Annotated in this window: 26 protein-coding genes; 15 read left to right on the top strand and 11 right to left on the bottom strand. The window is 61.8% G+C overall.

The genetic code is table 11. From position 1 onward, the window contains the following. Positions 1-40 precede the first annotated feature (40 nt). Complete coding sequence (locus HY17_RS06110) at positions 41-1,057, top strand: 2'-deoxycytidine 5'-triphosphate deaminase (RefSeq protein WP_034764308.1); 1,017 nt, start codon at positions 41-43, stop codon at positions 1,055-1,057. Here HY17_RS06110 and HY17_RS06105 read toward each other — a convergent pair. Together HY17_RS06105 and HY17_RS06100 are read right to left on the bottom strand one after the other, a co-directional pair. Further along, a complete protein-coding gene (locus HY17_RS06105; protein ID WP_034764305.1) occupies positions 1,054-1,572 on the bottom strand; it encodes a flavodoxin domain-containing protein in 519 nt (172 codons plus the stop codon). The genes HY17_RS06110 and HY17_RS06105 overlap by 4 nt on opposite strands. A 145-nt stretch (positions 1,573-1,717) precedes the next feature. Further along, positions 1,718-2,458: a glutathione S-transferase family protein gene (locus HY17_RS06100; protein ID WP_065382750.1), complete on the bottom strand. Its 741-nt coding sequence runs from the start codon at positions 2,456-2,458 to the stop codon at positions 1,718-1,720. A gap of 92 nt (positions 2,459-2,550) precedes the next feature. Between HY17_RS06100 and HY17_RS06095 the strand changes: the two genes are divergently transcribed. Then, positions 2,551-3,276 (top strand): YafY family protein, encoded by a 726-nt coding sequence (locus HY17_RS06095; protein ID WP_034764301.1) that lies wholly within the window; start codon positions 2,551-2,553, stop codon positions 3,274-3,276. Here the strand turns inward: HY17_RS06095 and HY17_RS06090 are convergent. Genes HY17_RS06090 through HY17_RS06050 form a run of 9 tightly spaced genes read right to left on the bottom strand, consistent with a single transcriptional unit; the run spans position 3,245 to position 12,019 of the window. Then, positions 3,245-3,715 carry a GNAT family N-acetyltransferase gene (locus HY17_RS06090; RefSeq protein WP_034764297.1) on the bottom strand — a complete coding sequence of 157 codons (471 nt, stop codon included), beginning with the start codon at positions 3,713-3,715 and terminating at the stop codon, positions 3,245-3,247. The two genes, HY17_RS06095 and HY17_RS06090, sit on opposite strands and share 32 nt — an antisense overlap. Further along, a complete protein-coding gene (locus tag HY17_RS06085) occupies positions 3,715-4,431 on the bottom strand; it encodes an SDR family NAD(P)-dependent oxidoreductase (RefSeq protein ID WP_034764294.1) in 717 nt (238 codons plus the stop codon). The genes HY17_RS06090 and HY17_RS06085 overlap by 1 nt, the downstream gene beginning before the upstream one ends. Positions 4,432-4,452: 21 nt before the next feature. Continuing rightward, complete coding sequence (purF, locus tag HY17_RS06080) at positions 4,453-5,904, bottom strand: amidophosphoribosyltransferase (protein WP_034764289.1); 1,452 nt, start codon at positions 5,902-5,904, stop codon at positions 4,453-4,455. A gap of 39 nt (positions 5,905-5,943) precedes the next feature. Further along, positions 5,944-6,489 (bottom strand): CvpA family protein, encoded by a 546-nt coding sequence (locus HY17_RS06075; protein ID WP_051599752.1) that lies wholly within the window; start codon positions 6,487-6,489, stop codon positions 5,944-5,946. Then, the gene (gene radA / locus HY17_RS06070) at positions 6,482-7,864 is read right to left on the bottom strand and encodes a DNA repair protein RadA (RefSeq protein ID WP_034764284.1); all 1,383 of its coding nucleotides are present in this window, start codon (positions 7,862-7,864) and stop codon (positions 6,482-6,484) included. The genes HY17_RS06075 and radA overlap by 8 nt, the downstream gene beginning before the upstream one ends. Positions 7,865-7,903: 39 nt before the next feature. After that, a complete protein-coding gene (locus HY17_RS06065; protein WP_034764279.1) occupies positions 7,904-8,668 on the bottom strand; it encodes an ABC transporter ATP-binding protein in 765 nt (254 codons plus the stop codon). Next, entirely contained in the window at positions 8,665-9,477 is an 813-nt protein-coding gene (locus HY17_RS06060; protein WP_051599751.1) for an ABC transporter permease, read from the bottom strand. Before HY17_RS06060 ends, HY17_RS06065 begins: the two co-directional genes overlap by 4 nt. Next, positions 9,455-10,510 carry an alanine racemase gene (gene alr, locus HY17_RS06055; protein ID WP_034764276.1) on the bottom strand — a complete coding sequence of 352 codons (1,056 nt, stop codon included), beginning with the start codon at positions 10,508-10,510 and terminating at the stop codon, positions 9,455-9,457. The genes HY17_RS06060 and alr overlap by 23 nt, the downstream gene beginning before the upstream one ends. A gap of 57 nt (positions 10,511-10,567) precedes the next feature. Further along, positions 10,568-12,019, bottom strand: a complete 1,452-nt coding sequence (locus tag HY17_RS06050; protein ID WP_034764273.1) for an MFS transporter — start codon at positions 12,017-12,019, stop codon at positions 10,568-10,570. A gap of 146 nt (positions 12,020-12,165) precedes the next feature. Between HY17_RS06050 and HY17_RS06045 the strand changes: the two genes are divergently transcribed. The 13 genes from HY17_RS06045 to HY17_RS05985 all read left to right on the top strand — a co-directional run bounded on the left by HY17_RS06045 (position 12,166) and on the right by HY17_RS05985 (position 22,547). Next, complete coding sequence (locus tag HY17_RS06045) at positions 12,166-12,624, top strand: hypothetical protein (RefSeq protein WP_034764271.1); 459 nt, start codon at positions 12,166-12,168, stop codon at positions 12,622-12,624. Positions 12,625-12,699: 75 nt separating this feature from the next. Continuing rightward, entirely contained in the window at positions 12,700-13,902 is a 1,203-nt protein-coding gene (locus HY17_RS06040) for a DUF2336 domain-containing protein (RefSeq protein WP_034764269.1), read from the top strand. Positions 13,903-14,000: 98 nt separating this feature from the next. Beyond that, positions 14,001-14,489 carry a Na+/H+ antiporter subunit E gene (locus HY17_RS06035; protein WP_034764452.1) on the top strand — a complete coding sequence of 163 codons (489 nt, stop codon included), beginning with the start codon at positions 14,001-14,003 and terminating at the stop codon, positions 14,487-14,489. Next, entirely contained in the window at positions 14,486-14,782 is a 297-nt protein-coding gene (locus HY17_RS06030) for a monovalent cation/H+ antiporter complex subunit F (RefSeq protein WP_034764268.1), read from the top strand. Before HY17_RS06035 ends, HY17_RS06030 begins: the two co-directional genes overlap by 4 nt. Beyond that, entirely contained in the window at positions 14,775-15,146 is a 372-nt protein-coding gene (gene mnhG / locus HY17_RS06025) for a monovalent cation/H(+) antiporter subunit G (RefSeq protein WP_051599750.1), read from the top strand. Before HY17_RS06030 ends, mnhG begins: the two co-directional genes overlap by 8 nt. Then, positions 15,146-15,787, top strand: a complete 642-nt coding sequence (locus HY17_RS06020) for a DUF4040 domain-containing protein (RefSeq protein ID WP_065382749.1) — start codon at positions 15,146-15,148, stop codon at positions 15,785-15,787. Before mnhG ends, HY17_RS06020 begins: the two co-directional genes overlap by 1 nt. After that, entirely contained in the window at positions 15,784-16,236 is a 453-nt protein-coding gene (locus HY17_RS06015; protein ID WP_034764266.1) for a Na(+)/H(+) antiporter subunit B, read from the top strand. The genes HY17_RS06020 and HY17_RS06015 overlap by 4 nt, the downstream gene beginning before the upstream one ends. Before the next feature lie 3 nt (positions 16,237-16,239). Continuing rightward, positions 16,240-16,764: a cation:proton antiporter subunit C gene (locus tag HY17_RS06010; RefSeq protein WP_034764260.1), complete on the top strand. Its 525-nt coding sequence runs from the start codon at positions 16,240-16,242 to the stop codon at positions 16,762-16,764. Next, positions 16,761-18,293 carry a monovalent cation/H+ antiporter subunit D family protein gene (locus tag HY17_RS06005; RefSeq protein WP_034764255.1) on the top strand — a complete coding sequence of 511 codons (1,533 nt, stop codon included), beginning with the start codon at positions 16,761-16,763 and terminating at the stop codon, positions 18,291-18,293. The genes HY17_RS06010 and HY17_RS06005 overlap by 4 nt, the downstream gene beginning before the upstream one ends. Continuing rightward, entirely contained in the window at positions 18,290-19,798 is a 1,509-nt protein-coding gene (locus HY17_RS06000) for a proton-conducting transporter membrane subunit (RefSeq protein ID WP_034764250.1), read from the top strand. The genes HY17_RS06005 and HY17_RS06000 overlap by 4 nt, the downstream gene beginning before the upstream one ends. Then, a complete protein-coding gene (locus tag HY17_RS05995; RefSeq protein WP_051599749.1) occupies positions 19,795-20,238 on the top strand; it encodes a hypothetical protein in 444 nt (147 codons plus the stop codon). The genes HY17_RS06000 and HY17_RS05995 overlap by 4 nt, the downstream gene beginning before the upstream one ends. After that, positions 20,238-21,998, top strand: a complete 1,761-nt coding sequence (locus HY17_RS05990) for a Na(+)/H(+) antiporter subunit D (protein WP_034764246.1) — start codon at positions 20,238-20,240, stop codon at positions 21,996-21,998. Before HY17_RS05995 ends, HY17_RS05990 begins: the two co-directional genes overlap by 1 nt. Positions 21,999-22,133: 135 nt before the next feature. Further along, positions 22,134-22,547 (top strand): MucR family transcriptional regulator, encoded by a 414-nt coding sequence (locus HY17_RS05985; protein ID WP_233348667.1) that lies wholly within the window; start codon positions 22,134-22,136, stop codon positions 22,545-22,547. The last annotated feature ends 99 nt before the right edge of the window (positions 22,548-22,646 follow it).

The following is a 22,646-nucleotide window of genomic DNA, read 5'->3' as shown; positions in this document are numbered from 1 at the left end:
TGTTTCGCCCTTATGCCTGAGAGGGCGAGGGGTGCAAGAGATGCCACAGGATACAGGTGTTCTTCCCGACCGGGAAATCGAGGCGCTGGTAGCTTCCGGCGCCATCCGGACGGACACGCCGCTGGACGAAGGACAGGTCCAGCCGGCGAGCCTGGACCTGCGCCTGGCCGAGGATGCCTACCGTCTGCGGGCGAGCTTCCTGCCGGGCAAGGAGCGCACGGTCGCCGAGATGCTGCAGGAACCCGGCATTCACCTGCATCGGATCGACCTGACGCAGGAAGGCGCTGTATTGGAGACGGGCTGCGTCTATCTCGTGCCCCTTCAGGAGCATTTGCGCCTGCCAGCGGGCATTGCGGCGCGGGCGAACCCGAAAAGCTCAACTGGCCGGATCGATGTGTTCACCCGGCTGGTGACGAATCGGTCCCGCGCCTTTGACGAAGTGCCGACCGGCTATTCCGGTCCGCTCTATCTCGAAGTGTCCCCGCGGACGTTTCCAATCATGGTGCGGCCGGGCGACCGGCTGGCGCAGGTCCGGTTCAAGAAGAAAAAACCCGAGGCGCTGAAAGAGAAAGTTGTCTCCATCGATCTGGAGCCACCGGCAGGACAGCCAGCCGGATATCGAGCGAAACACCATTCTGGCGTGGTGGACCTGCGAGCCATCGGCGCGCATGACGCGGCCCAGTTCTGGGAACCGGTCTATCCGCGGGACGGGCGTATCGTGCTGAACCCTGAAGAATTCTACATCCTTGTGTCACGCGAGACGGTGAAGGTGGCGCCGAACGAGGCCGCGGAGATGGCGCCCATTGCGCCGGAGCTCGGCGAGTTCCGCGCGCATTATGCCGGTTTCTTCGATCCGGGTTTCGGCACCAATACGGGCGGCAGCCGGGCTGTGCTGGAAGTGCGCTCGCGTGATGTGCCCTTCATTCTTGAACACGGCCAGCCGGTGGCCAAACTGATCTACGAGCCGATGCTGGGTAAGCCTGGCGCGCTCTATGGCGGCAAGGGATCAAACTATCAGGGGCAGGGCCTGAAACTGTCGAAACACTTCCGGCTTTAAATGCTGTCGCGCGGTGTCGCCGTCAGTTCGCTGATGCGGGCGACGAGCGGATCGATTGCGGACTTGTCCATATAGTCGAACCCGTGGAGTTCGTCCTTCCGGCCTTCCGGATCCTTGTTCATCATGGCGCCGATCTTCAGCACTGTGCGGGTCCACCAGCCCAGGGAGTCCATGTCGAGCCGTCCCTGGAAGGCGAATGGTTCTGCATGGGAGACAAGGCTGGCAGGCAGGCTGTCATGCACCCAGCCGTCAAGTTTCGGACCGGGCGCGGCGCCGGACACCGTATACAAAAGCACCGGGCGGTTCAGGAGTGCAGGCAAGTGTTTGGCGACCCATTTCCGGATGGTCAGCTTGTAGATGATGACCGAGCTGCCCAGCACCAGGAAATCGAACTCCGACGGGGCGACGCTCGCATGTTTGATGTTGAACACCGGCAGGCCTGTCGCTTCGCTGATCCAGTCGGCATATTGCGCTGTGCTGCCATACTGGCCGGAATAAAATATCGCGCCTTTCATGCTGCCTCCGTTCCGGGACAAATGACAGGGATCGCCCGGCTTCTGGTGCGCAGCATACGTTATTCCCGGGGAATGCGAAACCACGCCCCGGGAAGTTCGTTTTACATTATCAGATTACGGCATATTTTTTTCGACTCGCCGGCGGTCAGGCTGGCTCCTGTTCCAGTGCCGGCCATCCAGGCCATGTAACGTGCGCGAAATATCGGGCTGTCATCCGGTCGAGATAGGCCACAAGATTGTCATGCTTGCGGACCAGGCCGTTCAGCGGCGTGTTGAAGAACTCCGTCGCACACGAGATCAGTACGGCGGCGACCGCGGCATCGGCACAGGTTGGCTGGTCACCCAGCAAATAATCCTGCTCGCCAAGCTGCATGGCGATGGCACCGATATCCCAGTCCGCGAGTTGCATGCGCTCGGCTTCCGTGAAGCGGCCAGTGCCTTCGCTCATATTGGTGGCGGCGACGCCGTCGCGGACTTCCTTCAGCACGGCCTGGCGGGCCGGGGCGGGGACATCAGCGAAGAACTGGGCCGGGCCTTTGTTGAAATTGTCCTCCTTCATCCAGCGCTCATAGGCCATGATCTTGTTCAGCTGGCCCTCGGCCATTCGCTCGAGTGCCCAGCTGAGCGCGATGTCCTTGCCGCTCATGCCGTCATAGAGGCCCTTGCCGAGCTTCGTTTCGTAATAATGGCGGATGAAATTGCTGTCTTCGATCAACTGGCCATCATCGATGACGTAAGGAGCCTTGTGCTTCGGCACGGCGTCGAGGTCTGCGATGGCGCGGGTGAAATCGACGCCCAGCATCTGAAGCTGGATATCGGCCTTCATGACATAGGGGCTGGGCGAGGGGCAGTCGAACATTGGCCCCCATCCGTAAAGCGTGATCATCGTCTTTCTCCTGGTTCGGGTTGCGATGAGGACTTGATACGGGAGGCCTGCTGACAGCATGGTGTCAGCAGCGTGGCAGTAGGGTCCTTTTCATGAGACGCACCGAGAGACTGTTCCAGATCATCCAGATCCTCCGCCGGAAGAACCGCCCCGTGACGGGACGGGAACTCGCGGAAGAGCTTGAAACCAGCCTGCGTACGCTCTACCGCGACATGGCAGAGCTGATCGCGCAGCGTGTGCCGATCCGCGGGGAGGCAGGCACGGGCTATGTGCTGGACTCCGGATATGACATGCCGCCGCTGATGCTGACGACGGACGAACTGGAGGCTGCCGTGCTGGGGGCGCGCTGGGTGGCAGCACGCGGGGATGCGCGGCTGGTTCGCGGGGCGGAAGACCTGATCGCAAAACTCTCGACCGCCGTGCCGCTGGACCTCCAGCCCGTCATCATGGATGCGGGGCTTGTGCCGGTCAGTTTCCGCAAGCGGCCTGAGGATTCCTTCGATGTGGCACTGGTCCGCGAAGCGATCCGGACACAGAAGAAGCTGGACCTCAGTTATTCCGATGAGGCTGGTAAAATAACCCGTCGCACGGTCTGGCCCTTCCTGATCGTCTATGCCGACGATATCCGCATGATGTGCGCCTGGTGCGAACTGCGGGAAGGCTTCCGCCATTTTCGCACCGACCGGGTGAAGCAGGTTGAAATGCTGGAAATACGTTTCCCGGAACGCGTCGCCCGCTTGCGCAAGCGGTGGGAAGCTGTGCGCGAAGAGGAACGAAAACGCGAGACTACTCGTCCAGATTCAGGCGCATCTCGGTAATGTAGGGCGCAAAGCCGGCCTTCTCATAAGCCCGGATCGCCGGTTCATTCGTGGAGTAGACCGTCAGCCGGATCTCGCTGAGGCCGTTTGCCTTGGCCCAGCCTGTGAGATGATCGATCAGGATCTTGTTCAGGCCGCGTCCGCGATATTCCGGGCGGACGAACATGAAGCCCAGGAAGGCATGGTATTCGTGCTGGATATAGTGTTTTGAACGCTGTTTGTGGGCATAGCCGGACGCAACGATCTCGCCATCCAGTTCGACCACGGCAACGTCTGCATCATCGGAATCGATCAGTTCTCCGATGTCGTAATAGCTGATCGGGTCCGGCTTCAGCGTGTGATCATACGGCCGCTCAGCCGTGATGATGCCCTGTTCGAATTCTTTCAGGAGCGGCAGGTCTTCGCTTGTGGCGGACCGGACAGCAGGTTTCTCCGGCATCAATGTGCGGCGGCCACTTCGCGATAGTTGACCAGCTGGCCCGTACGGGTCTCGTCCTTGCTGACGAGCTTCACCAGTTCAGCGGACACATCGTCCGCTGACGGAATGCTCATCGGGTCTTCGCCCGGCATGGCTTCGGCGCGCATGCCGGTGCGGGTGCCACCTGGATTGAACAGGTTCGCGCGCAAAGGCAGGTTTTCCTGCTCGTCGGCCCAGCCAAGCACCATGGCCTCAAGACCCGCCTTCGCGGCCTGGTAAGGTCCCCAGAAAGCGCGGGGGTGACGGGCAACGCCAGAGGTGACGAAAACGGTGCGCGGGGCTTCCGACTTGTGCAGCCATGGGCCGAGCACCCGGATCAGGTGGAAATTGGCGGTCAGGTTCACCGCGATTGTTTCCTCGAAGCTGCGCGGGCCGCAGGTCTCCAGCGGTCCCAGTGTGCCAAGGATGCCGGCATTCGCCACCAGGCCGTCGAGGCGTCCGAACTGTTCGCCGATCACTTTGCCAAGCGTCTCGATCCCCTTGGTGTCTTTCAGGTCCATCGGCACCAGAACGGCTTCGCTGCCAAGTGCGCGGATCTCGTCGTCCAGCTTTTCGAGGGCCAGTTTCGAGCGGGCAATGGCAATGACGATGTCACCCTGTTTCGCGAGATGCAGGGCGGCGGACCGGCCGATGCCGCGGGAGGCGCCGGTAACGAGGATGAGGCGGGGTTGGGTCATGCCGCGCGTCTAGCGCAGGCCTTACGCGTCGTCCAGCAGGGAGAGCTGACGCTCCTTGTCGCTCTCGTCATGTTCGTAATCGACCAGCGGGGTGGGGTATTCGCCGGTGAAGCAGTGGTCGGCGAACTGCGGCATCATATTGTTGCGCACCGGCTCGCCGATGGCGTGGTAGAGACCCGGAACCGACAGGAAGCCGAGGGAGTCCACCTTCAGCTCACGCACCATTTCCTCATGGGTGTGGATCGCGGCGAACAGTTCGGACTTCGCGGCCATGTCGATACCGTAGAAATCCGGGTTCACGATCGGCGGGCTGGCGGAGCGGAAGTGGATCTCCTTGGCGCCTGCCTCTTTCACCATCTGCACGATCTTCTTCGACGTGTTGCCACGGACGATGGAGTCGTCGACCAGCACAACGCGCTTGCCTTCCAGCACAGCCTTGTTCGGGCTGTGCTTCTTGGAGATCGCGCTCTGGCGGCCGGTCTGGGTCGGCTGGATGAAGGTCCGGCCCACATAGTGGTTCCGGATGATGCCCATCTGGAAGGGGATGCCGGAGGCTTCTGAGAAGCCGAGCGCGGCAGGTACGCCGGAATCCGGCACCGGCACGACCACATCGGCTTCGCACGGCGTTTCCGCGGCCAGCTGGTGGCCCATGCGGCGGCGCACTTCATAAACAGAGCGGCCCTGAACGATACTGTCAGGGCGCGCAAAGTAGACATATTCGAAGATGCAGGGGCTGGCAGGGCGGGCCTGGGCGAAGCGATGGGATTCAATGCCCTTGTCGGAAATGACAACAACTTCGCCATTCTCAACTTCGCGCACGAATTCGGCACCGATGATGTCGAGCGCGCAGGTTTCAGAAGCCAGCACATACGCATCGCCAAGGCGGCCGAGCACCAGCGGGCGCAGGCCCACCGGATCGCGTGCGCCGATCAGCTTCTTGCCGGTCAGGCCGACCAGGGCATAGCCGCCCTCAATCTTCTGCAGGGCGTCGATCAGGCGGTCGAGGAAACGCGGACGGCTGGAGCGGGCAACGAGGTGCAGGATCACCTCGGTGTCCATGGTGGACTGGAAGATCGCCCCATCCTGGACCAGCTGGTAGCGCAGCTCGCGGGAATTCGTCAGGTTGCCGTTATGGGCAACGGCAAAGCCGCCGCCGGCAAGATCCGCGAAGATCGGCTGGATGTTGCGAAGCATCGGCCGGCCTTGCGTGGAATAACGGTTGTGGCCGATTGCGGCATGGCCCGGCAGGCGCGCCCGCAGGTCTCCGCCAAAATGCTCACCCACCATGCCCATATGGCGCTCGGAGGGGAAACGCTTGCCGTCGAAAGAGGTGATGCCGCAGGCTTCCTGTCCGCGGTGCTGCAGCGCGTGCAGGCCAAGCGCAGTCAGAAGACTCGCTTCGTGATTTCCGAAAATACCGAAGACGCCACACTCTTCGCGGGGCTTGTCGTCATCGTGATCAAAGTGGACCATACGACATGCGCTCCTGGATGACAGACTTGCGACAGGGGCCTATTGCCCGTTTTCCTCCTCAGAGGAAAGGGGGACTTGCACTTCTTTTCCCACCTTGGCTGCTTCAACATTCACGAAATCGGCCAGATTCCGCAGCGGCGGATAGGTGATTCCGTTCTGGATGAAGCTTGGAATCCGGCTCTGTTCGAGCACGAGTCCCAGAAGGACTACAAAGAAAACAAGGGCTACGAAGCCTCGCAGCACGCCGAACACGGCGCCGGCCACATGGTCGAACATGCCAATGCCTTCTGCACCGTGGATATTTTTGGAAAGTCGCTGCCCGAGCCAGGCAATCAGCACATAAACGATGATGAAGGCGACGATCAGCAGAATCACGTCCGCCGTCCAGGGCGCGAGATTCGGCGGCAGCAGGGCGGAAAGATCGTCGTGGAAGAAGACGCGGGCGTAATAGGCGGCGGCCAGCGCGCCGATAAATGCGCCGAGCGTAGCCAATTCCCTTAGAAATCCACGGGCAAACCCCATGATCCCTGAGATCACGACAACCGCCAGCGCGATTCCGTCGAAAGCTGTAATGGACTCAAGCATTCAGTGCGTCCGGGGCAAGCAACTCCACAAGGTCGATAAGCCGTTTAATCGGCGTCACGGTCAAGCCATCCACTGCGGTCGGCGCACCTTCCGGCACGAATGCGCGCTCGAAACCGAGCCGTTCGGCTTCTTTGAGGCGCTGTTCCATGCGGGCAACCGGGCGGACGGCGCCGGACAGGGCGACTTCGCCGAAGAAAACGCTGCGTTCCGGCGCCGGGTTGGCAGACAGGGAAGTGAGCAGGGCCGCGGCGGCGGAGAGGTCGCCGGCGGGTTCCATAATCTTGTAACCTCCGGCCACGGAGAGATAGACGTCCATGCCCGCCATCGTGACGCCGCAGCGCGCTTCCAGCACGGCCAGCAACATGGCGAGGCGTCCGGAATCCCACCCGACCACGCTGCGCCGCGGTGTGCCATAGGCGCTTTTGGCGACAAGGGCCTGCACTTCTGCCAGTACGGGTCGCGAGCCCTCCATGGCTGCGAATACTGCTGCGCCGCCTTCGCTCTCGCCATCTGCGCTGAGGAACAGGGCCGAGGGTTCCTTGGCGGGGGCGAGCCCATATTGGTGCATCTCGAAGATGCCGATCTCGTCGGTCGGACCGAACCGGTTCTTCACAGCGCGCAGGATGCGGAACTGGTGGCCGCGTTCACCCTCGAAATAGAAGACGGCGTCCACCATGTGTTCCACAACGCGCGGGCCCGCGATGGTGCCTTCCTTGGTGACATGGCCGACGAGGACAAGCGCCGCGCCGGACTTCTTCGCCCAACGGGTCAGCTCCTGCGCGCAGGCCCGTACCTGGGCGACCGAGCCGGGGGCCGCTTCCAGACTGTCGGACCAGAGTGTCTGGATCGAGTCGATCACGACAAAGTCCGGCTCGGCAGCCTTCAGGGCGCTTATGATCTTGCGTAAGTCCGTTTCCGTCGCGAGCTGGACAGGGCTTTCGGCCACTTTGAGACGCTTTGCGCGGTCCTGAATCTGGGGCGCGGCTTCCTCGCCAGAGACATAGACTGTCTTCAGCCCGTTGCGGGCGAGGCGTGCGGCAACCTGCAGCAACAGGGTCGATTTGCCGATACCGGGATCACCGCCGATCAGCGTCGCAGACGAGGGGACAATGCCGCCGCCGAACACGCGGTCCAGCTCGTCGACGCCCATGACAATGCGCGCCGGCGCCTCGGCCGTGTCGTTCAGCGCAACGAATTCGACCTTGCCGGAGCGTTTGGAGCCTGTCTTCGGCGCTGCGAGGCCGCCAGGTACTCCGCCGGTGACTTCTTCCACCAGCGTGTTCCACTCCCCGCAACCATTACACTTGCCACTCCATTTGGAGTGAACCTCCCCACAGGACTGGCAAACAAAGGCGGTGGTAGCGGTTTTGGCCATGATGTCGGGATAGGCGGGTTCGCGGGCTGAAGAAAGACCTTAAAGCGCGGGCTGGATGGGGCCTTCGGCGCGTCCGTGTACGAACTGGTCGACATACGGGTTGCCGCTATTGTCGACGTCTGACGCCTTGCCGCGCCAGATGATCTCACCCTCGAACAGCATGGCCACTTCATCAGCGATCTTTCGAGCCGACGCCATGTCGTGGGTGATGGTCACTGTCGCCGCGCCGAGGCCGCGCACCTGCTCGATGATGAGGTCATTGATCGCGTCTGCCGTGATCGGGTCGAGACCTGTTGTTGGCTCGTCGAAGAAGATCAGGTCCGGCTTGGAAATGATGGAGCGGGCGAGTGAGACGCGTTTCTGCATGCCGCCGGAAATCTCTGCCGGGTAAAGGTCGGCCACATCTGACCCGAGGCGCACCTTGCTGAGCGTCTCGATGGCGCGGTCTTTCGCCTTGGCGCGGCTGACCACGCCGGAATTCACGAGGCGGAAGGCGACATTCTCCCAGACTGTGAGCGAGTCGAACAGCGCGCCGGACTGGAACAGCATGCCGACCCGCTCGCGCATGCGGGCACGGGTCTTGCCCTTTGCCTGGGTCACGTCTTCGCCGTTGAAGAGGATCTTGCCGGAGTCCGGTGTCATCAGGCCGAGCGCATTCTTCAGCATGACGGATTTGCCCGAGCCGGAGCCGCCGATCACGACAAGGCTCTCACCGGGGGCGACATCCAGCGTCACGCCGCGCAGGACGTGGTTCTTGCCGAACCGCTTCTCGACATTCTGCAGGCTGAGAATGGGTGTCGTCACAGGCCGACCTCCACGAAGATGGTCGACATGATGTAGTTTGAGGCAAGCACCAGGACGGCGGCGCCGACCATGGAGAGGGTCGCTGCGCGGCCCACACCCGTCGCGCCCGCCTTGGACCTGTCGCCCTGATAACAACCCATCAGCGCGATCACGGCGCCGAACACCACCGCCTTGATCAGGCCGGTCAGGATGTCGTTACGGGTGACGAAGTCGAGCGTGTTGCGAAGGTAGACCGTGGAGTCGAAGCCGAGGCCAAAGACAGACACAGCCCAGCCGCCCATGACGCCGATAATGTCAGCGACCAGCACAAGCAGTGGCAAGGCGATCAGCGCGGCAAGGAAGCGAGGGGCATAGAGGTAGCGGTACGGCGATGCGGACAGGGATTCCAGCGCATCAATCTGCTCGGTCACGCGCATGGCACCGATCTCTGCGGAGATACCGGCAGAGACCCTTCCTGCGAGCATCAGTGCGGTGATCGTCGCGCCAAGTTCGCGCGTAATGCCGAGCACCACGATGTTCGGAACGAACTGTTCTGCGCCGAAGCGGCCACTTCCCTGATAGATGTTCAGGGCGAGCGCGGCGCCAATAAAGATGGCGGACATGCCCACGACCGGCAGGGAGAAAAAGCCAATCTGGACGATCTGCTTCCAGATCTGGCCAATATACCAGCGCGGCGAGAAGGCCGCAGCCTTTACCCTGGCGGAGAATACAGCCAGTCGGCCGATCTCCCCGAAGAGGCCGAGTGCTGCTGCGCCGATCCAGGCCAGCGGATTGGGTATCCCGCGATTACGGGTAGAGGCGTTCGACACGTGTCCCGAGTCCTGTGAGTAGCTCATAGCCGAGCGTGTTGGCCCGTGCGGCCTGGTCTTCGAGTTTGGCATGCGAGCCAAGGAATTCAACGCGGCGGCCTGCTTTTGCCGCCTGCTGTGCTTTGGATACATCAATTGTGATGAGGTCCATCGACACCCGGCCGGTGACGGGGCAAGGCTGATCATCCAGCCAGCCGATGAAACAGTTGGAGGCAGACCTCGGAATGCCGTCGGCATAACCGAGGCCGGCCGTGGCGAGCATCATATCCTGCGGCGCCTTGAATGTCGCGCCATATCCTACGGTTTCACCTGCCTTGACGGAGAACACGCTGAGGATCTCTGCCTCCAGCGTAACGGCGTGCTGCAGTTGCACGCGGGCTGGGGGGGTCGTGCCGCCGTAAAGGGCAAGGCCGGGTCGTGTGAGCTGAAAGCCGTAATCGCGGCCAAGATAACAGCCGGCCGAATTGGCGAGGCTTGCCGGAACGCCGGGGAAGGCGGCTGCGATATCGCTGAAGGCGACGAGCTGGGCGGCGTTCATTTCATGGTCCGGCTCATCGGCGCAGGCGAGGTGACTCATTACCAGGACCGGCTGCAGGGCGCGCAGCGCGTCCCCATTGGATTCCAGCACACTCACCGGCAGGCCCAGCCGGTTCATGCCGGTGTCGAAGTGAAGCGCGCAGGGCAGGCCCGCCATATCGGCCCAGAGACTGACTTGCGCTTCGCTGTTCAGGACTGCGGTGAGAGCGTGTGCATGGAACAGGTGCATCGTGGCGCGAGCAGGCCCGCTCAGAATGAATATGGCAGGGGCTGGCCCGACGGTCTTCCGAACGGCCGCGCCTTCTTCCGGATAGGCGACAAAGAAGGTGTTGCACCCGGCGGCTGCCAGTGCGCGGGCCACAGGTTCCGCACCAAGGCCGTAGGCATTGGCCTTAACGACTGCGGCGGTTGTCGACTTCGGCTGCAGGCCTGCCATCGTGCGCCAATTGGCGACGATATGGTCCAGGTGGATGGTGGCGCGTGGCAGGGACGACATGTCTGCACGGGTTAATTGGCTTCTGGCCAATTGTCAGCCCGGCAATGGCGGCACTTTTCAGGCCTTTTCGCGATGGGCAAGCCAAGCGGAGCCTTTCATGTTCCAGACCGGTGTGAAGAAAACCATCCAGAGGATCAGGATGATCATGCCGCCTGCCGGCACGATGGCGATCTTCGCCGGACCGAACAGGTCGACCAGGGCCCCCATCAGGAACGCGCCGAACGGCGCGCCTGCCATGAAGCCGAGCTGGTAGATGGACAGTACGCGGGCCAGTTTTTCCTTCGGCGCGGCGTCCTGAACGATGGAACGGCTCATGGCGATGGAAATACCGGCGGCGAGCCCCCAGACGAACACGATGGTGAGGAAGCCCCAATGCGGGATCGGCCACATCATCAGGAGGATGCTGAGCGAGGCCAGGAATTGTGCGATGAGCAAAAGGCGGCCCTGCCGTTTGATGCGCTTGAAGACCGACAGTACCACGGACGAGACGAACGCGCCCATCCAGAAAGTCACGAACATGTCCCGGATGCCATCGGGGCCGAAGCCATAGACATCCCGGTTCACGATGGGCAGCACGACGAGGAAGGCGCCGATCACGAAAATGCCGACGCCGAACATCAGGGCCGTCATCGCCCAGAGCTTGCCGTCAGAGCGTACGGCGTGGAAACCATCGGCGATATCGGCCAGCGCGCCCTTTACACCCCGGCCGCTGCTGAGCAACTGGCGGCCCTTGCCCAGCCAGAGCGCGAAGATGGCGCCCAGTGCCAGGACGGTGCCTTGAATGAAAAGGAGTTGCTGTGCCGGGATCGGACCGATCCCGAAGCCGCCCATCCAGTCAGGCATCTTGGTCAGCTTGTCGGCATAGCCGCCAATGATCAGTCCGCCGATCTGGGCGACAAACTGTGCCATCGTGGCCAGCGTCACGCCGAGTTGCAGCGTTACGCCCGATCCGACCCGGGCGCGGCGTTCAACGACTTCGTTCACGATCGAGTCCCGGGCGGGCATCATGAAGGCACCGACGGTGCCGATGGTGAGGCCATAGGCGATCATGGCGGGATAGGTGAGGGTGCCTTTCCAGACGAACGCTGCCAGCGCGAGCGCCGGCGCGGCTGCCAGAAGGTGCAGCAGGATCAGCAGGCGTTTGCCGTCTGCGCGTTCGGCCACCACACCGCCCAGCAGCAGGAAAATCACGGAGGGACCGGACAAGGCCATGTTGGCGAGGCCGAGTGCGAGGCCGTCCCGGTGCAGGTGATTGGCGTCCGTAATCAGGTAGGGGAACAGAACCATCTGGAGGCCGAACGCCATGAACCAGCTGCACTGGACAAGAAGGTAGGCCGGCAGCTCGATCTTCACGACCCGGCGGATGCGCCGGGCACGCCAATGGCTGGCGGTCGACAGAAGCGAGGCGCCTGCTGTCAGCGCTTCGCTGACACCGCTGACCGGAGAAGTGACGTCGCCCGCCGCTTCTTCCGTAATCTCGTCGGCAATGGATTCGACCTGTTCGTCCATTCGACCTCCCGCTCGAGGCGGGACATTAGGTAGCCCGGGCAGGGATGGAAAGCCCGCTTCGCCACAGAAACGCCGGGTTTCAACCAGTTGCGCTGCTGCGCTGCGACCGGTAGCCTTAACAAACCTGCCGGTATCCAGGGTGGACCATGCGTATATTCAGACATCTTATCAGTTGGGCGCTGGCACTGTTCCTGATCGCCATGTTCATCCAGTCCGCAATTGCGCCTTTGCCGGACCCGTCCGAAGGCTCTGTGAAACTGTTTGATGCGCCAGGTCAGAATATCGTGTTCCAGACCATTGCCGAGCGCTCAGGCGTTTCCCTGTTCGAGCCGGCTGGACGGTTCGTGATAGCGATCATTGAACTGTTCGCAGCTTTCTTTCTGCTTCTGCCATTCTCGCGGCGCTTCGGCGCTGCGATTGCCGCACTGGTCTGCGGCGCCGCAATTGCGTTTCACCTGTCGCCGTGGCTTGGCCGGAATGTCCCGCTTTCGCTGGACCCTGCGAGCACCGCGACGGACGGGGGACAGCTGTTCATGCTTTCCATCCTGATGCTGGTCGCCAGCTTGCTGGTCATGGTGGTGCATCCGGGCCGTATCCGCGGTTAGCAGACCGCCAGACATTCCACCCCTCGTTAACTGTTTCCTGCGACCCTTTCCCGGTTCAACGGATACGAATTCGACATGGAATCGATCGAACAGGCCGAAAAGCCACGCATTGGCCGCGCGCGGAACACGCTGTTCCGCCGGTTGGTGGATATTGTTTCGATGCCGTCCGGCGGGCGCCTGACCCAGCAGGACCGCCATATGGCAGCGGATATCCTGCTCGACATGTTGTTCCACGCCGACAATGAAGATCGCGCCATGTGCGCCCGGCGACTGGCGCAAAGCAAAGAGGCGCCGCGCCGGCTGTTGCGGTACCTGGCGCAGTGCCCGTATGCGATCGCTGCGCCGCTTCTTGAAGAAAATGAAGCCTTTGATGCGTGTGACCTGCTGGACATTGCGATGACCGGGACAGCTGAACACCGTCTTGCGATCGCCAAGCGGAAATTCGTTCCGGGACCGGTCAGCAACCATCTCGCAGAAACCGGCGAGGATCATGTGCTGAAGGAACTGGTGCTCAACAAAGGTGCCGAATTGCCGGAGCAGGCGGTGGACAAGCTGGTCCGCCGTTCGCGTGACCTGCCGGTCCTGTGTTCACTGATCGCGGATCGTCTGGAAACGATCCCGTCTCACGCCCTGACGCTGTTCTGGTGGGCGGATGGCCCGACCCGGAAACGGATCCTTTTGCGCTACGCGTCCGACCGGCTTGAAATCATCGACTCCTGCAAGGACGTCTTTGAAATGATCGCGGAGGAGAACTGGGCAGACCCTGTCGCGCGCAAGGCCATCCAGCTGATCGAGCGCCGCCAGCGCAACCGCGCAGCCCTTGAGCGCAGTCCCTTCGACAGCCTCGAAAGCGCCATCAACGCCGCGGCCCTCAACGGCATGGATGCGCAGACCGAACAGGAAATCGGATACCTGTCTGGTGTGAAACCTGTAACCGCTGCCAAGATTTTGGGCGATGAGGGCGGTGAGGCGCTGGCTGTACTTTGCAAGGCGACTGGCGTGAAACGGGATTTCCTGCCGGTTCTCTGGGTCGCGCTCAAAAAGCCGCTCGAACTGGAGGAGGGGGTCATTCACCCTCAGTTCCAGCATGTCTCTGAAGTTTATGAAGTTTTGAGCGTCGCCAAGGCGCAGACGATCCTGCGTTACTGGAACTGGGCTTTGTCGTCTGCCTATTCGCCAGGAGCGGTGCAAAGCGGGCCGGCCATGCCCGTTCCAGCGAACGAGGAAGAAGAGTTCTCCACGGCACAGCGCACAGCACGTCTGGTTTTTGGCAGATAACCGCTCAAAACTGTAAAAGCGTCGGGAACGGGCTTTTCAAAACCACTTAACACCTTTAGTCCCAATCCCGGTTAAGGGCGATCGGAAGAGGGTTGCGCGTGGCGTATTTTCTGGGGCTGGTACTGGCTTTGGCGGCGTTCTGGCTCGGAATGTCCGGCCACAATACCCCGTTGATTCTTTCATTGGGCGGCATCTCGCTCATCGTGACGTGCATTCTGGCCTACAGGCTGGACATCATTGACCGTGAAGGCTCGCCCTATGTGCGCCTTGTCGGTTTCCTCCTTTACTTTCCCTGGCTGGCCAAGGAGATCGTCAAGGCGAATATCAGCGTCATCCGCGCCTGCGTGAAGGCGGACCTTGATATCGCGCCGGCGCTGGTGAAGGTGAAGACGATCTGCAAATCGGACCTCGCCAAGGTGACATTCGCCAACTCGATCACGCTGACGCCGGGCACCGTGACGGTGGAGATCGAAGGCGACAAGCTGCTGGTGCACGGACTGTACGAACAGGATTCCCAGCCGGAAGCTTTTGTTGAAATGGACCAGCGCTCTGCCCGCGCGATTGACGGAAAGGGAGCTGCTGCATGACCGCCGCCGCGCTGATCGCGATCCTGTTTGGAATGGCGCTGCTCCTGCTGCGCGCCTTTATCGGGCCGACGCTTTATGACCGCATCCTGGCGGTGAACTCCTTCGGCACGAAAACCGTGCTGGCGCTCGGCCTTCTGGGCTTTGTGATGGACCGTCCGGAATTCCTCGACATTGCCATTACCTATGCGCTGATCAACTTCGTTTCGACGATCGCGATCCTGAAGTTCTTCCGTTACCGGTCGTTCCAGGTGCCGCTGGTGCGCCGCGGGCAGGGAGGCAACGCCGATGGCTGAGTTCCTTGCTGACCTTCACGGATACTGGGAAATGATCCGCTTCCCGCTGGGCGCACTTCTGTGCCTCGGCGGATCCATCCTTTGTGTCATCGGCACAGTTGGGGTGTTGCGTTTCCCGGACATCTATACCCGCCTGCATGCCGCCTCGATCACAGACACATCGGGCGCCGCATTGGTGCTGTTCGGCATGATGCTGCTGTCGCCGGGCTGGCTGGTCATCTCCAAACTGTTCGCGATCTGCGTCTTCATCTTCCTGACCAGCCCGACCGCGTCGCATGCGCTGGCCAATGCGGCCCACACCGCCGGTGTCCAGCCGATCATCGGCCGGGTCGGAACGTCTGAAGCGGAAGGGGAGGACGCCTGATGCACAGCATGTTCAACGGCGATTTCGGTATCGTCCTCGTCAACATTTTCCTGCTCGCCATCCTGTTTGCGACCGGTGTGGCGATTGCCCGGATGCGCAGCCTGTTCGCGATCGTGATGCTGTCTGGCATTTACTCGCTCGTGTCCGCCGCCTGGTATGTCGCTGTCGACGCGGTCGACGTCGCCTTTACGGAGGCTGCCGTCGGCGCCGGCATGTCGACGGTCGTCCTGCTGGGTGCCATGCTGCTTACCTCACGCACGGCGAAACCGGAAAAGCTCTTCTTCCGCCTTGGCCCGCTGCTTGTCTGCCTCGCGACCGGCGCCGCCCTGATCTACGCAACTGTGGACCTTCCGGCCCTTGGCGATGCGTCCTCGCCGGCCAATGCGGGCGTGGGGCTCACTTATCTTCAGGTGGCCTGGTTCGAAACGGGCATCCCGAACGTCGTAACCCCGGTCCTCGGCAGCTATCGTGGCTTCGATACGCTGGGCGAAACGTGCGTTGTATTTACCGCCGGCCTTGCCGTCGCGCTGCTGCTCGGTTTTGGCGAGCGCTCGCTGGCTGAGCGTATCCGCAATGAAGGCCGTTCGGGTGATCACAGTACACGCAAGGCTTCGGCCGCAAGTGATGAGGATCCCTCATGAACACCGATCACCACGTCATCCTGCGCGTCATCGCTAAGATGCTGATCCCCGTGATCACCATGTTTGCCTTCTATGTTCAGTTCCACGGTGACTTCGGCCCCGGTGGCGGCTTCCAGGCGGGTGTCATCATTGCCGTCGCCGTCATCCTTTATGCACTCGTCTTCGGGGTGCCGGCAGCCATGCGCGCCGTGCCGCCGGTCTTCACCCGCTCACTCGCTGCAGTCGGCGTGATGATCTATGCCGGCGTCGGCTTCTGGGCGATGCTGCAAGGCGGCCACTATCTGGAATACCAGGCCCTGTTCCATGAGCCGCCCGGCGAGCACCACGGCCAGCACATCGGCATTCTCGGGATCGAACTCGGCGTGCTTTGCGGCGTGTCTGGTGCGATGCTGACGATCTTCTATGCCTTTGCCGGCCGCGTGGCCGAAATCCGCGACGAGGACTGGTAAGCCATGCTGGAATTCCTGCTCGAACGCGCGAACTACTGGGTCGTCATCGTCCTGATGATGATCGGCCTCTACATCACTTTTGCGTCCCAGAACCTGATCAAGCGGATGGTTGGCCTCGGCCTGTTCCAGACGACGATCTGTCTGTTCTATGTGACCCTCGGCAAAGTCTCCGGCGGCACCGCGCCCATCCTGTTCGGTGATGATGCCATTGAACATCATGGCGCTGGTCACGGCGCGGAGACAGAAGGCGGCCATGCGGCGCTCGATGCCGTGCTGGCCGCAGGCGGGGAACATGCCGAACGCGTGGCGCACCTGACCAATACCTATTCCAACCCGCTGCCGCACGTCCTGATGCTGACGGCCATCGTCGTCGGTGTGGCGACCTTGTCGGTCGGCCTCGCCCTCGTCGTGCGCATCCGGGAAGCCTATGGCTCGATCGAGAATGACGAAGTGAATGAAATCGATCTTGAAACCGCACTGGCCCAGCACGCCGAGGCGGAAAAAGCCGTGAGCGAGGCGACCGCATGATCGACGCTATTCTGAATGCTGCGCCAGCCTGGGCGCTGTCGCATGCCGCGCCGCTGCTCGTCATGGTGCCGCTGTTCCTGGCGCCATTGCTGGCACTTGTACCGACAGGCCGCATTGCGTGGCTGATCTCTATTGCGGCGACGGGCATCAGCTTCCTGTTCGCGCTCATCCTGCTCGGCCTGGTGCAGACGTCGCCGATCGGTGTTGTTTCGTACGAGGTCGGCCGCTGGCCTGTGCCGCTGGGCATCGAGCTGCGCGTCGATGCGCTGAACGCCATGATCCTGCTGATCGTCACGACGATTGGCCTGCTGGCCTCGGTCTTCTCCTGGCCGACCGTTGTTGCGGAAATCCCCAAGCGGAAGCGGGCACTGTTCTATTCCGCTTTCCTCGTCTGTTTCGCGGGCCTCAACGGTGTGGCGATCACGGGCGACGCGTTCAACCTCTTCGTCTTCCTCGAGATTTCCTCGATCTCGACCTATGTGCTCGTTGCGCTTGGATCGGGACGTGACCGCCGGGCCCTGCCGGCCGCCTTCAACTACCTCATCATGGGTACGCTTGGCGCCAGCTTCTACATCATCGGTATCGGCTTCCTTTATGCCGCGACCGGTACGCTGAACATGTACCAGATTTCCACGCTGCTTCCGGAACTGGCCGGGCATCGCAGCGTGCAGGCGGGCTTTGCCTTCATCCTTGTTGGCCTCGGCCTCAAAGCCGCGATGTGGCCGCTGCACCAGTGGTTGCCGAATGCCTATTCCTACAGCCCGACCTTCGTGACGATGTTCCTGTCGGCGACGGCGACCAAGGTTGCACTCTATGCGTTGATCCGGTTCCTGTTCACCGTCTTCCGTCCGGACTATGGCTTCGAGATTTCCGCCTTCAGCGCGATCCTCATGCCGCTTGGCATTGCGGCCATGGTGGTCTGCAGCTTCCAGGCGGTGTTCCAGACCGATGTGCGCAGGATCCTCGCATATTCCTCAGTGGCGCAGGTCGGTTACATGATCCTCGGCGTCTCGATCGGCACGACGGCGGGCCTCTCAGCTGGCCTGTTCCACCTGGTCAACCATGCCATGATGAAAGGCGCGCTGTTCATGGCGGTCGCCGGCGTGGTCCTGACCTACCAGGGCACGACGATACGGGACTTTGCCGGACTTGGCCGGTCAGCACCGTGGACCATGACGGCATTTGCCATTGCTGCGCTGTCGCTGATCGGCGTGCCGCTGACGGCGGGCTTCCAGTCGAAGCTCCAGCTCGGCTTCGCCCTGTTCGACCAGGGCCTCTGGTGGGCCGTCGGCCTTGTCGTGTTCTCGTCCTTCCTGGCGGTGATCTATATGGGCCGCGTTCTGGAGGCGGTGTTCTTCCAGCCTCCGGTTAATCCGCGAAAGACACGCAAGGAGGCACCGGTCCTCCTGCTTGTTCCGCTCTGGATCCTGGCGCTGGCCAATCTGTATTTCGGCATCGCGGCGGACTTCCCGCTCGGCCTCGCGCGTGACGCGGCCGCTGCAGCCTTCGGTGTGGAGGCGTTCCGATGAGCCCTGAGACCCTGATCCTCGCCGCGCTTGTCCTGCCGCTGCTGATTGCGGCCGGCATTGCCGTGATGGGTTGGTCACCGAACCTGCGGGAAGGGGTGACCTTCACCGGCGCAGGCATCCTGTTTGTCGTGATCATCCTGCTGACCATGCACGTGGCAGGCGGGGAGCGCCCGGAACTGAACCTTGGTCAGGCGGCGCCGGGCCTCAGCCTCGCCTTCAAGCTGGAACCGCTGGGCATGTTGTTCGCTCTTGTGGCCAGCGGCCTGTGGATCGTGAACTCGTTCTATTCGGTCGGTTACATGCGCGGGAACCGAGAGCGGAACCAGACGCGTTTCTACATCTGCTTCGCCATCGCCATTTTCGGCGCCCTGGGCGTCGCCATGTCGGCCAACCTGTTCACGCTGTTTGTTTTTTACGAAGTGCTGACGCTGTCGACCTTCCCGCTGGTGACCCATAAGGGCGATGCCGCGGCCAAGCGCGGCGGACGCATCTACCTGCTGACCCTGATGGGCACCTCGATCGGCTTGCTTCTGCCAGCTGTGATGTGGACCTGGGTCCTTGCCGGGCAGAACCTCGATTTCGTGCCGGGCGGTCTCCTCGCCGGTGTGGACATCAGCCCGGCGGTCGCCAGCGCGCTGCTGATCCTGTTTGCCTTCGGTGTCGGCAAGGCGGCGCTGATGCCGGTCCATTTCTGGCTGCCCAATGCCATGGTTGCGCCGACGCCGGTCTCGGCCCTGCTGCACGCCGTGGCCGTCGTGAAGGCCGGTGTGTTCACGATCATGAAGATCGCCATCTTCATCTTCGGGACCGACCTGCTGGAGGCGACGCCCGCGCGCGAGTTCGTGCTCTGGGTGGCCTGTTTCACCATGGTGGTCGGCTCGCTGGTCGCCATGACAAAGGACAATCTGAAGGCGCGGCTTGCTTATTCGACGATTGCGCAGCTCTCCTATGTCGTCGCTGGTGCGATGCTGGCGGATCCAGCCGGTTGGCTCGGCGGCAGCCTTCAGATCGCTGCCCACGCCGCCGGCAAGATGACGCTGTTCATGTGCGCGGGCGCCATCTACGTCGCCACGGGCCTGACCAATATTTCCGACATGCGCGGCCTCGGCCGGAAGATGCCGCTGGTCTTCATTGCCTTCATGATCGGCTCCATGTCTATCATCGGCCTGCCGCCGTTCGCCGGTGCCTGGCCGAAGTATGAGCTGATGCAGGGCGCCATCGACCACGGCAATGTCTACCTGTCTCTGGTCCTGATCGCCTCGTCGCTGCTGAACATCGCCTACCTGCTGCCGATCCCGCTGCTGGCGCTGTTGCCGCCGCCCGGCACGAAGGAACCGAAGCCGTTCAAACGTCCGGACGGCGCCCCGATGCCCACTGTTGTCGCGCCGCTGATCACGGCCACGCTGTGTATCATCCTGTTCTTCGCGGTCGGCCCGATTTCGAAATTCCTGTCCCCGACCGTTGGGGATCGCGTCGAATACATCGCGGATGGAGGCCAGCCATGAGCGACCCGACCGAAAATGGCCGCGACAATTCCGGCCGCTTCGTGAAGCGTGCGGCAGAGTCCGTGCACAATCTGAACACACCGTCGGAAGACGGCATTCATCCGCTGTCGAAGATCCTGTTCGGCTGGACGCACCGCAAGGGCATCGGCAACATCATCTTCTATGTGTTGATGGTTCTGGCGCTGGCCGTCATTTCTGTCGACTTCTTCCATGCGCGGCATGAGTACCTGAACTTTGCCAATTATGCCGGTTTCTATGGCGTCTGGGGCTTTGTCTGTTTCGCGTTCGCCGTGATCATGGGCTGGCCGCTGGGCCACCTGCTGCGCCGGGACGAAAACTATTACGGCGATGCAGGTGGACCGCCTGAAGGCATCGATCCGGATGCGCCGATGGCAGATGACCTGCCGGCGCCGCACCACACTTCCGAGGGAGACGCGTGATGCCGTCCATGCTGGCAGGTCTCAATCCCGGATGGGTGCTGATCATCGCAGGCGTCGCGAGCCTGTTCATCACCATGCGCCAGGCGCGCCAGGTGGTGACCATTGCTGCGCCGCTTCTGGCGCTGTTGCTGCTGGTCTTCGCCCCGCAGAACATGGATCTCGTGACGACGCAGGTGCTCGGCCTGAAAATGGTGCTCTACCGCGTTGATGCGCTGAACTTCATCTTCAGCCTGGCGTTCCTGATCGCTGCCGTGCTGAATGGCATCTACGCCCTGCATTCCGATGACCGGATCCAGGATGGGGCCGCGCTGTTCTACGCCGGCGCTGCCGTCGCCGCGACGCTGGCCGGCGACCTGATGACCCTGTTCGTGTTCTGGGAACTGACGGCGATCAGCTCGGTCTTCCTGATCCTGCGGGCGCAGACGCGGGCAGCCTATTTCGCCGCTATGCGGTATCTGGGCGTGCAGGTCCTGTCCGGCGTCCTGCTGCTGAATGGTCTCGCTTACGTCCTGAAGTCCCGCGGCGACCTTTCGCTGGAAGCCTTCACCGATCTTTCCGATCCGGGCGTGCTGTTCATCTTCATCGCCTTCGGCATCAAGGCGGCGTTCCCGCTGCTGCACAACTGGCTGCAGGATGCGTATCCGAAGGCGACCGTGGTCGGCTCGGTCGTCCTGTCGGTCTACACGACCAAACTGGCCGTTTATGCGCTGGCCCGCATGTTCCCGGGGCAGGAGCACCTGGTCTGGATCGGCGCCATCATGACCGTGTTCCCGGTCTTCTTTGCCGTGATCGAAAACGATCTGCGCCGCGTGCTGTCCTATTCGATCAACAACCAGGTCGGCTTCATGGTCTGCGGTGTCGGCATCGGTACGCCGTTGGCGATCAATGGCGTCGCAGCCCACGCCTTTGCGGATATCTTCTTTAAAGGCCTGCTGATGATGTCGATGGGCGCCGTGCTTTATCGTACCGGTACCGTGAAGGCGAGCCAGCTGGGCGGTCTGCACCGGTCCATGCCGTGGACGACCCTGTTCTGCATCATCGGTGCAATGGCGATTTCTGCCTTCCCGCTGTTCTCCGCCTTTGTGACCAAGTCGATGATCATCTCGGAAGTGGCCACCGCCGGCTATGCGGTGATCTTCCTGATGCTCATGTTCGCCTCGGCTGGTGTGCTTGAGCATTCGGGCATCAAGATCCCGTATTACGCCTTTTTCGGCCATGACAGTGGCCTGCGCGTGAAGGAAGCACCGTTCAACATGCTGCTGGCGATGGGCATCGCGGCGTTCCTGTGCATCTTCCTCGGCCTGCCGGCGCTGTTCCCGGGCTTCGGCCATGAATGGCTTTACGGCCTGCTGCCTTACAGAGAGGAGGCGATGGGCTATTCCCATCACCACCTGTTCTCGTTCGATCACATCATCACGCAGTTCCAGCTGCTGATCTTCGCCATCTTTGCCTTCGTCCTGCTGAAGCGTTTCCACGTTTACCCGCCGGAGAAACGTGGCGTGATCCTCGACAGCGACTGGTCCTACCGCAAAGTGGGCTACAGTCTGGTCACCTGGGCCGGAACGGTGTGGGGCAAGGCAGGTCCGGCGATGACGGCGGCCTTCTTCCGGATCACAAGCCGTGCCTACAACTGGATCGAAGCGGCGTTCAGTCCGCGCGGTGAACTGGCCCGCGGCGGAGTGCTGAACGGTGCGATGACGATCTGGACGGCGGCCCTGCTTGGCATTGTCCTGCTCCTGTCCTTCATGGCTGTTGGTTAGACAAGCCTGCCTGAAACCAAGGCACTGACGCGGCCCCTGCTGGTATGGCAGGGGCCGCGTCTGCTTTTTGGGGATTTACGTTTGTCGGGCCGTGACTAGTTGCTGATGGTTAGCTGGGTTGCAGGGGGCAAGCAGGTGTCAGACGCAAAAACGGGTGAACGGGGCGAACAGGCCCTGGTCGAATATGCTTCAAAGATCGTGGCGGCGTATGTCGGCAACAACACGGTCGCTTCAGAAGACCTGCCGGACCTGATCCGTCTGGTTCACAAGTCGCTGTCTTCCGTTGCGGGCAATGAAGCCCAGCCCCAGCAGCCCAAACCTGCTGTACCTGTTGCGAAATCCGTGTCCGACAATTTCCTGATCTGCCTGGAGGACGGGAAGAAGTTCAAATCCCTGAAGCGCCATCTACGCACCTCGTACGACATGTCGCCGGAAGAATACCGCGCCAAATGGGGCTTGCCGGCAGACTATCCGATGGTCGCGCCGGGCTATTCCCGCCAACGCTCAAAGCTTGCCAAGAAGATGGGGCTTGGCCGCGCAGACAAGTGAAAGAACTCGGCCACGAATACTTGTTGTTCCGGAAGCGAAACAAAATATTTGGGTAATCTTGGTTAACAAAACATCACAAAGACTCTTGATTCGGACCTG

Origin of the sequence: Hyphomonas sp. CY54-11-8 (assembly GCF_000682735.1) — a bacterium.
Lineage (GTDB): Bacteria > Pseudomonadota > Alphaproteobacteria > Caulobacterales > Hyphomonadaceae > Hyphomonas.
The sequence above is the reverse complement of the archived record's forward strand: the minus strand, read 5'-3'. Positions and strand labels throughout refer to the sequence as shown.

Coding starts and splice junctions, on each gene's coding strand:
- HY17_RS06015 (WP_034764266.1), top strand. CDS start 15,784: ATGAACACCGATCACCACGTCATCCTGCGCGTCATCGCTAAGATGCTG.
- HY17_RS06040 (WP_034764269.1), top strand. CDS start 12,700: ATGGAATCGATCGAACAGGCCGAAAAGCCACGCATTGGCCGCGCGCGG.
- HY17_RS06050 (WP_034764273.1), bottom strand. CDS start 12,019: ATGGACGAACAGGTCGAATCCATTGCCGACGAGATTACGGAAGAAGCG.
- alr (WP_034764276.1), bottom strand. CDS start 10,510: ATGTCGTCCCTGCCACGCGCCACCATCCACCTGGACCATATCGTCGCC.
- HY17_RS06085 (WP_034764294.1), bottom strand. CDS start 4,431: ATGACCCAACCCCGCCTCATCCTCGTTACCGGCGCCTCCCGCGGCATC.
- HY17_RS05995 (WP_051599749.1), top strand. CDS start 19,795: ATGAGCGACCCGACCGAAAATGGCCGCGACAATTCCGGCCGCTTCGTG.
- HY17_RS06030 (WP_034764268.1), top strand. CDS start 14,486: ATGACCGCCGCCGCGCTGATCGCGATCCTGTTTGGAATGGCGCTGCTC.
- radA (WP_034764284.1), bottom strand. CDS start 7,864: ATGGCCAAAACCGCTACCACCGCCTTTGTTTGCCAGTCCTGTGGGGAG.
- HY17_RS06005 (WP_034764255.1), top strand. CDS start 16,761: ATGATCGACGCTATTCTGAATGCTGCGCCAGCCTGGGCGCTGTCGCAT.
- HY17_RS06020 (WP_065382749.1), top strand. CDS start 15,146: ATGCACAGCATGTTCAACGGCGATTTCGGTATCGTCCTCGTCAACATT.
- mnhG (WP_051599750.1), top strand. CDS start 14,775: ATGGCTGAGTTCCTTGCTGACCTTCACGGATACTGGGAAATGATCCGC.
- HY17_RS06075 (WP_051599752.1), bottom strand. CDS start 6,489: ATGCTTGAGTCCATTACAGCTTTCGACGGAATCGCGCTGGCGGTTGTC.
- HY17_RS06010 (WP_034764260.1), top strand. CDS start 16,240: ATGCTGGAATTCCTGCTCGAACGCGCGAACTACTGGGTCGTCATCGTC.
- HY17_RS06110 (WP_034764308.1), top strand. CDS start 41: ATGCCACAGGATACAGGTGTTCTTCCCGACCGGGAAATCGAGGCGCTG.
- HY17_RS06090 (WP_034764297.1), bottom strand. CDS start 3,715: ATGCCGGAGAAACCTGCTGTCCGGTCCGCCACAAGCGAAGACCTGCCG.
- HY17_RS06100 (WP_065382750.1), bottom strand. CDS start 2,458: ATGATCACGCTTTACGGATGGGGGCCAATGTTCGACTGCCCCTCGCCC.
- HY17_RS05990 (WP_034764246.1), top strand. CDS start 20,238: ATGCCGTCCATGCTGGCAGGTCTCAATCCCGGATGGGTGCTGATCATC.
- HY17_RS06105 (WP_034764305.1), bottom strand. CDS start 1,572: ATGAAAGGCGCGATATTTTATTCCGGCCAGTATGGCAGCACAGCGCAA.
- HY17_RS06045 (WP_034764271.1), top strand. CDS start 12,166: ATGCGTATATTCAGACATCTTATCAGTTGGGCGCTGGCACTGTTCCTG.
- purF (WP_034764289.1), bottom strand. CDS start 5,904: ATGGTCCACTTTGATCACGATGACGACAAGCCCCGCGAAGAGTGTGGC.
- HY17_RS06095 (WP_034764301.1), top strand. CDS start 2,551: ATGAGACGCACCGAGAGACTGTTCCAGATCATCCAGATCCTCCGCCGG.
- HY17_RS06000 (WP_034764250.1), top strand. CDS start 18,290: ATGAGCCCTGAGACCCTGATCCTCGCCGCGCTTGTCCTGCCGCTGCTG.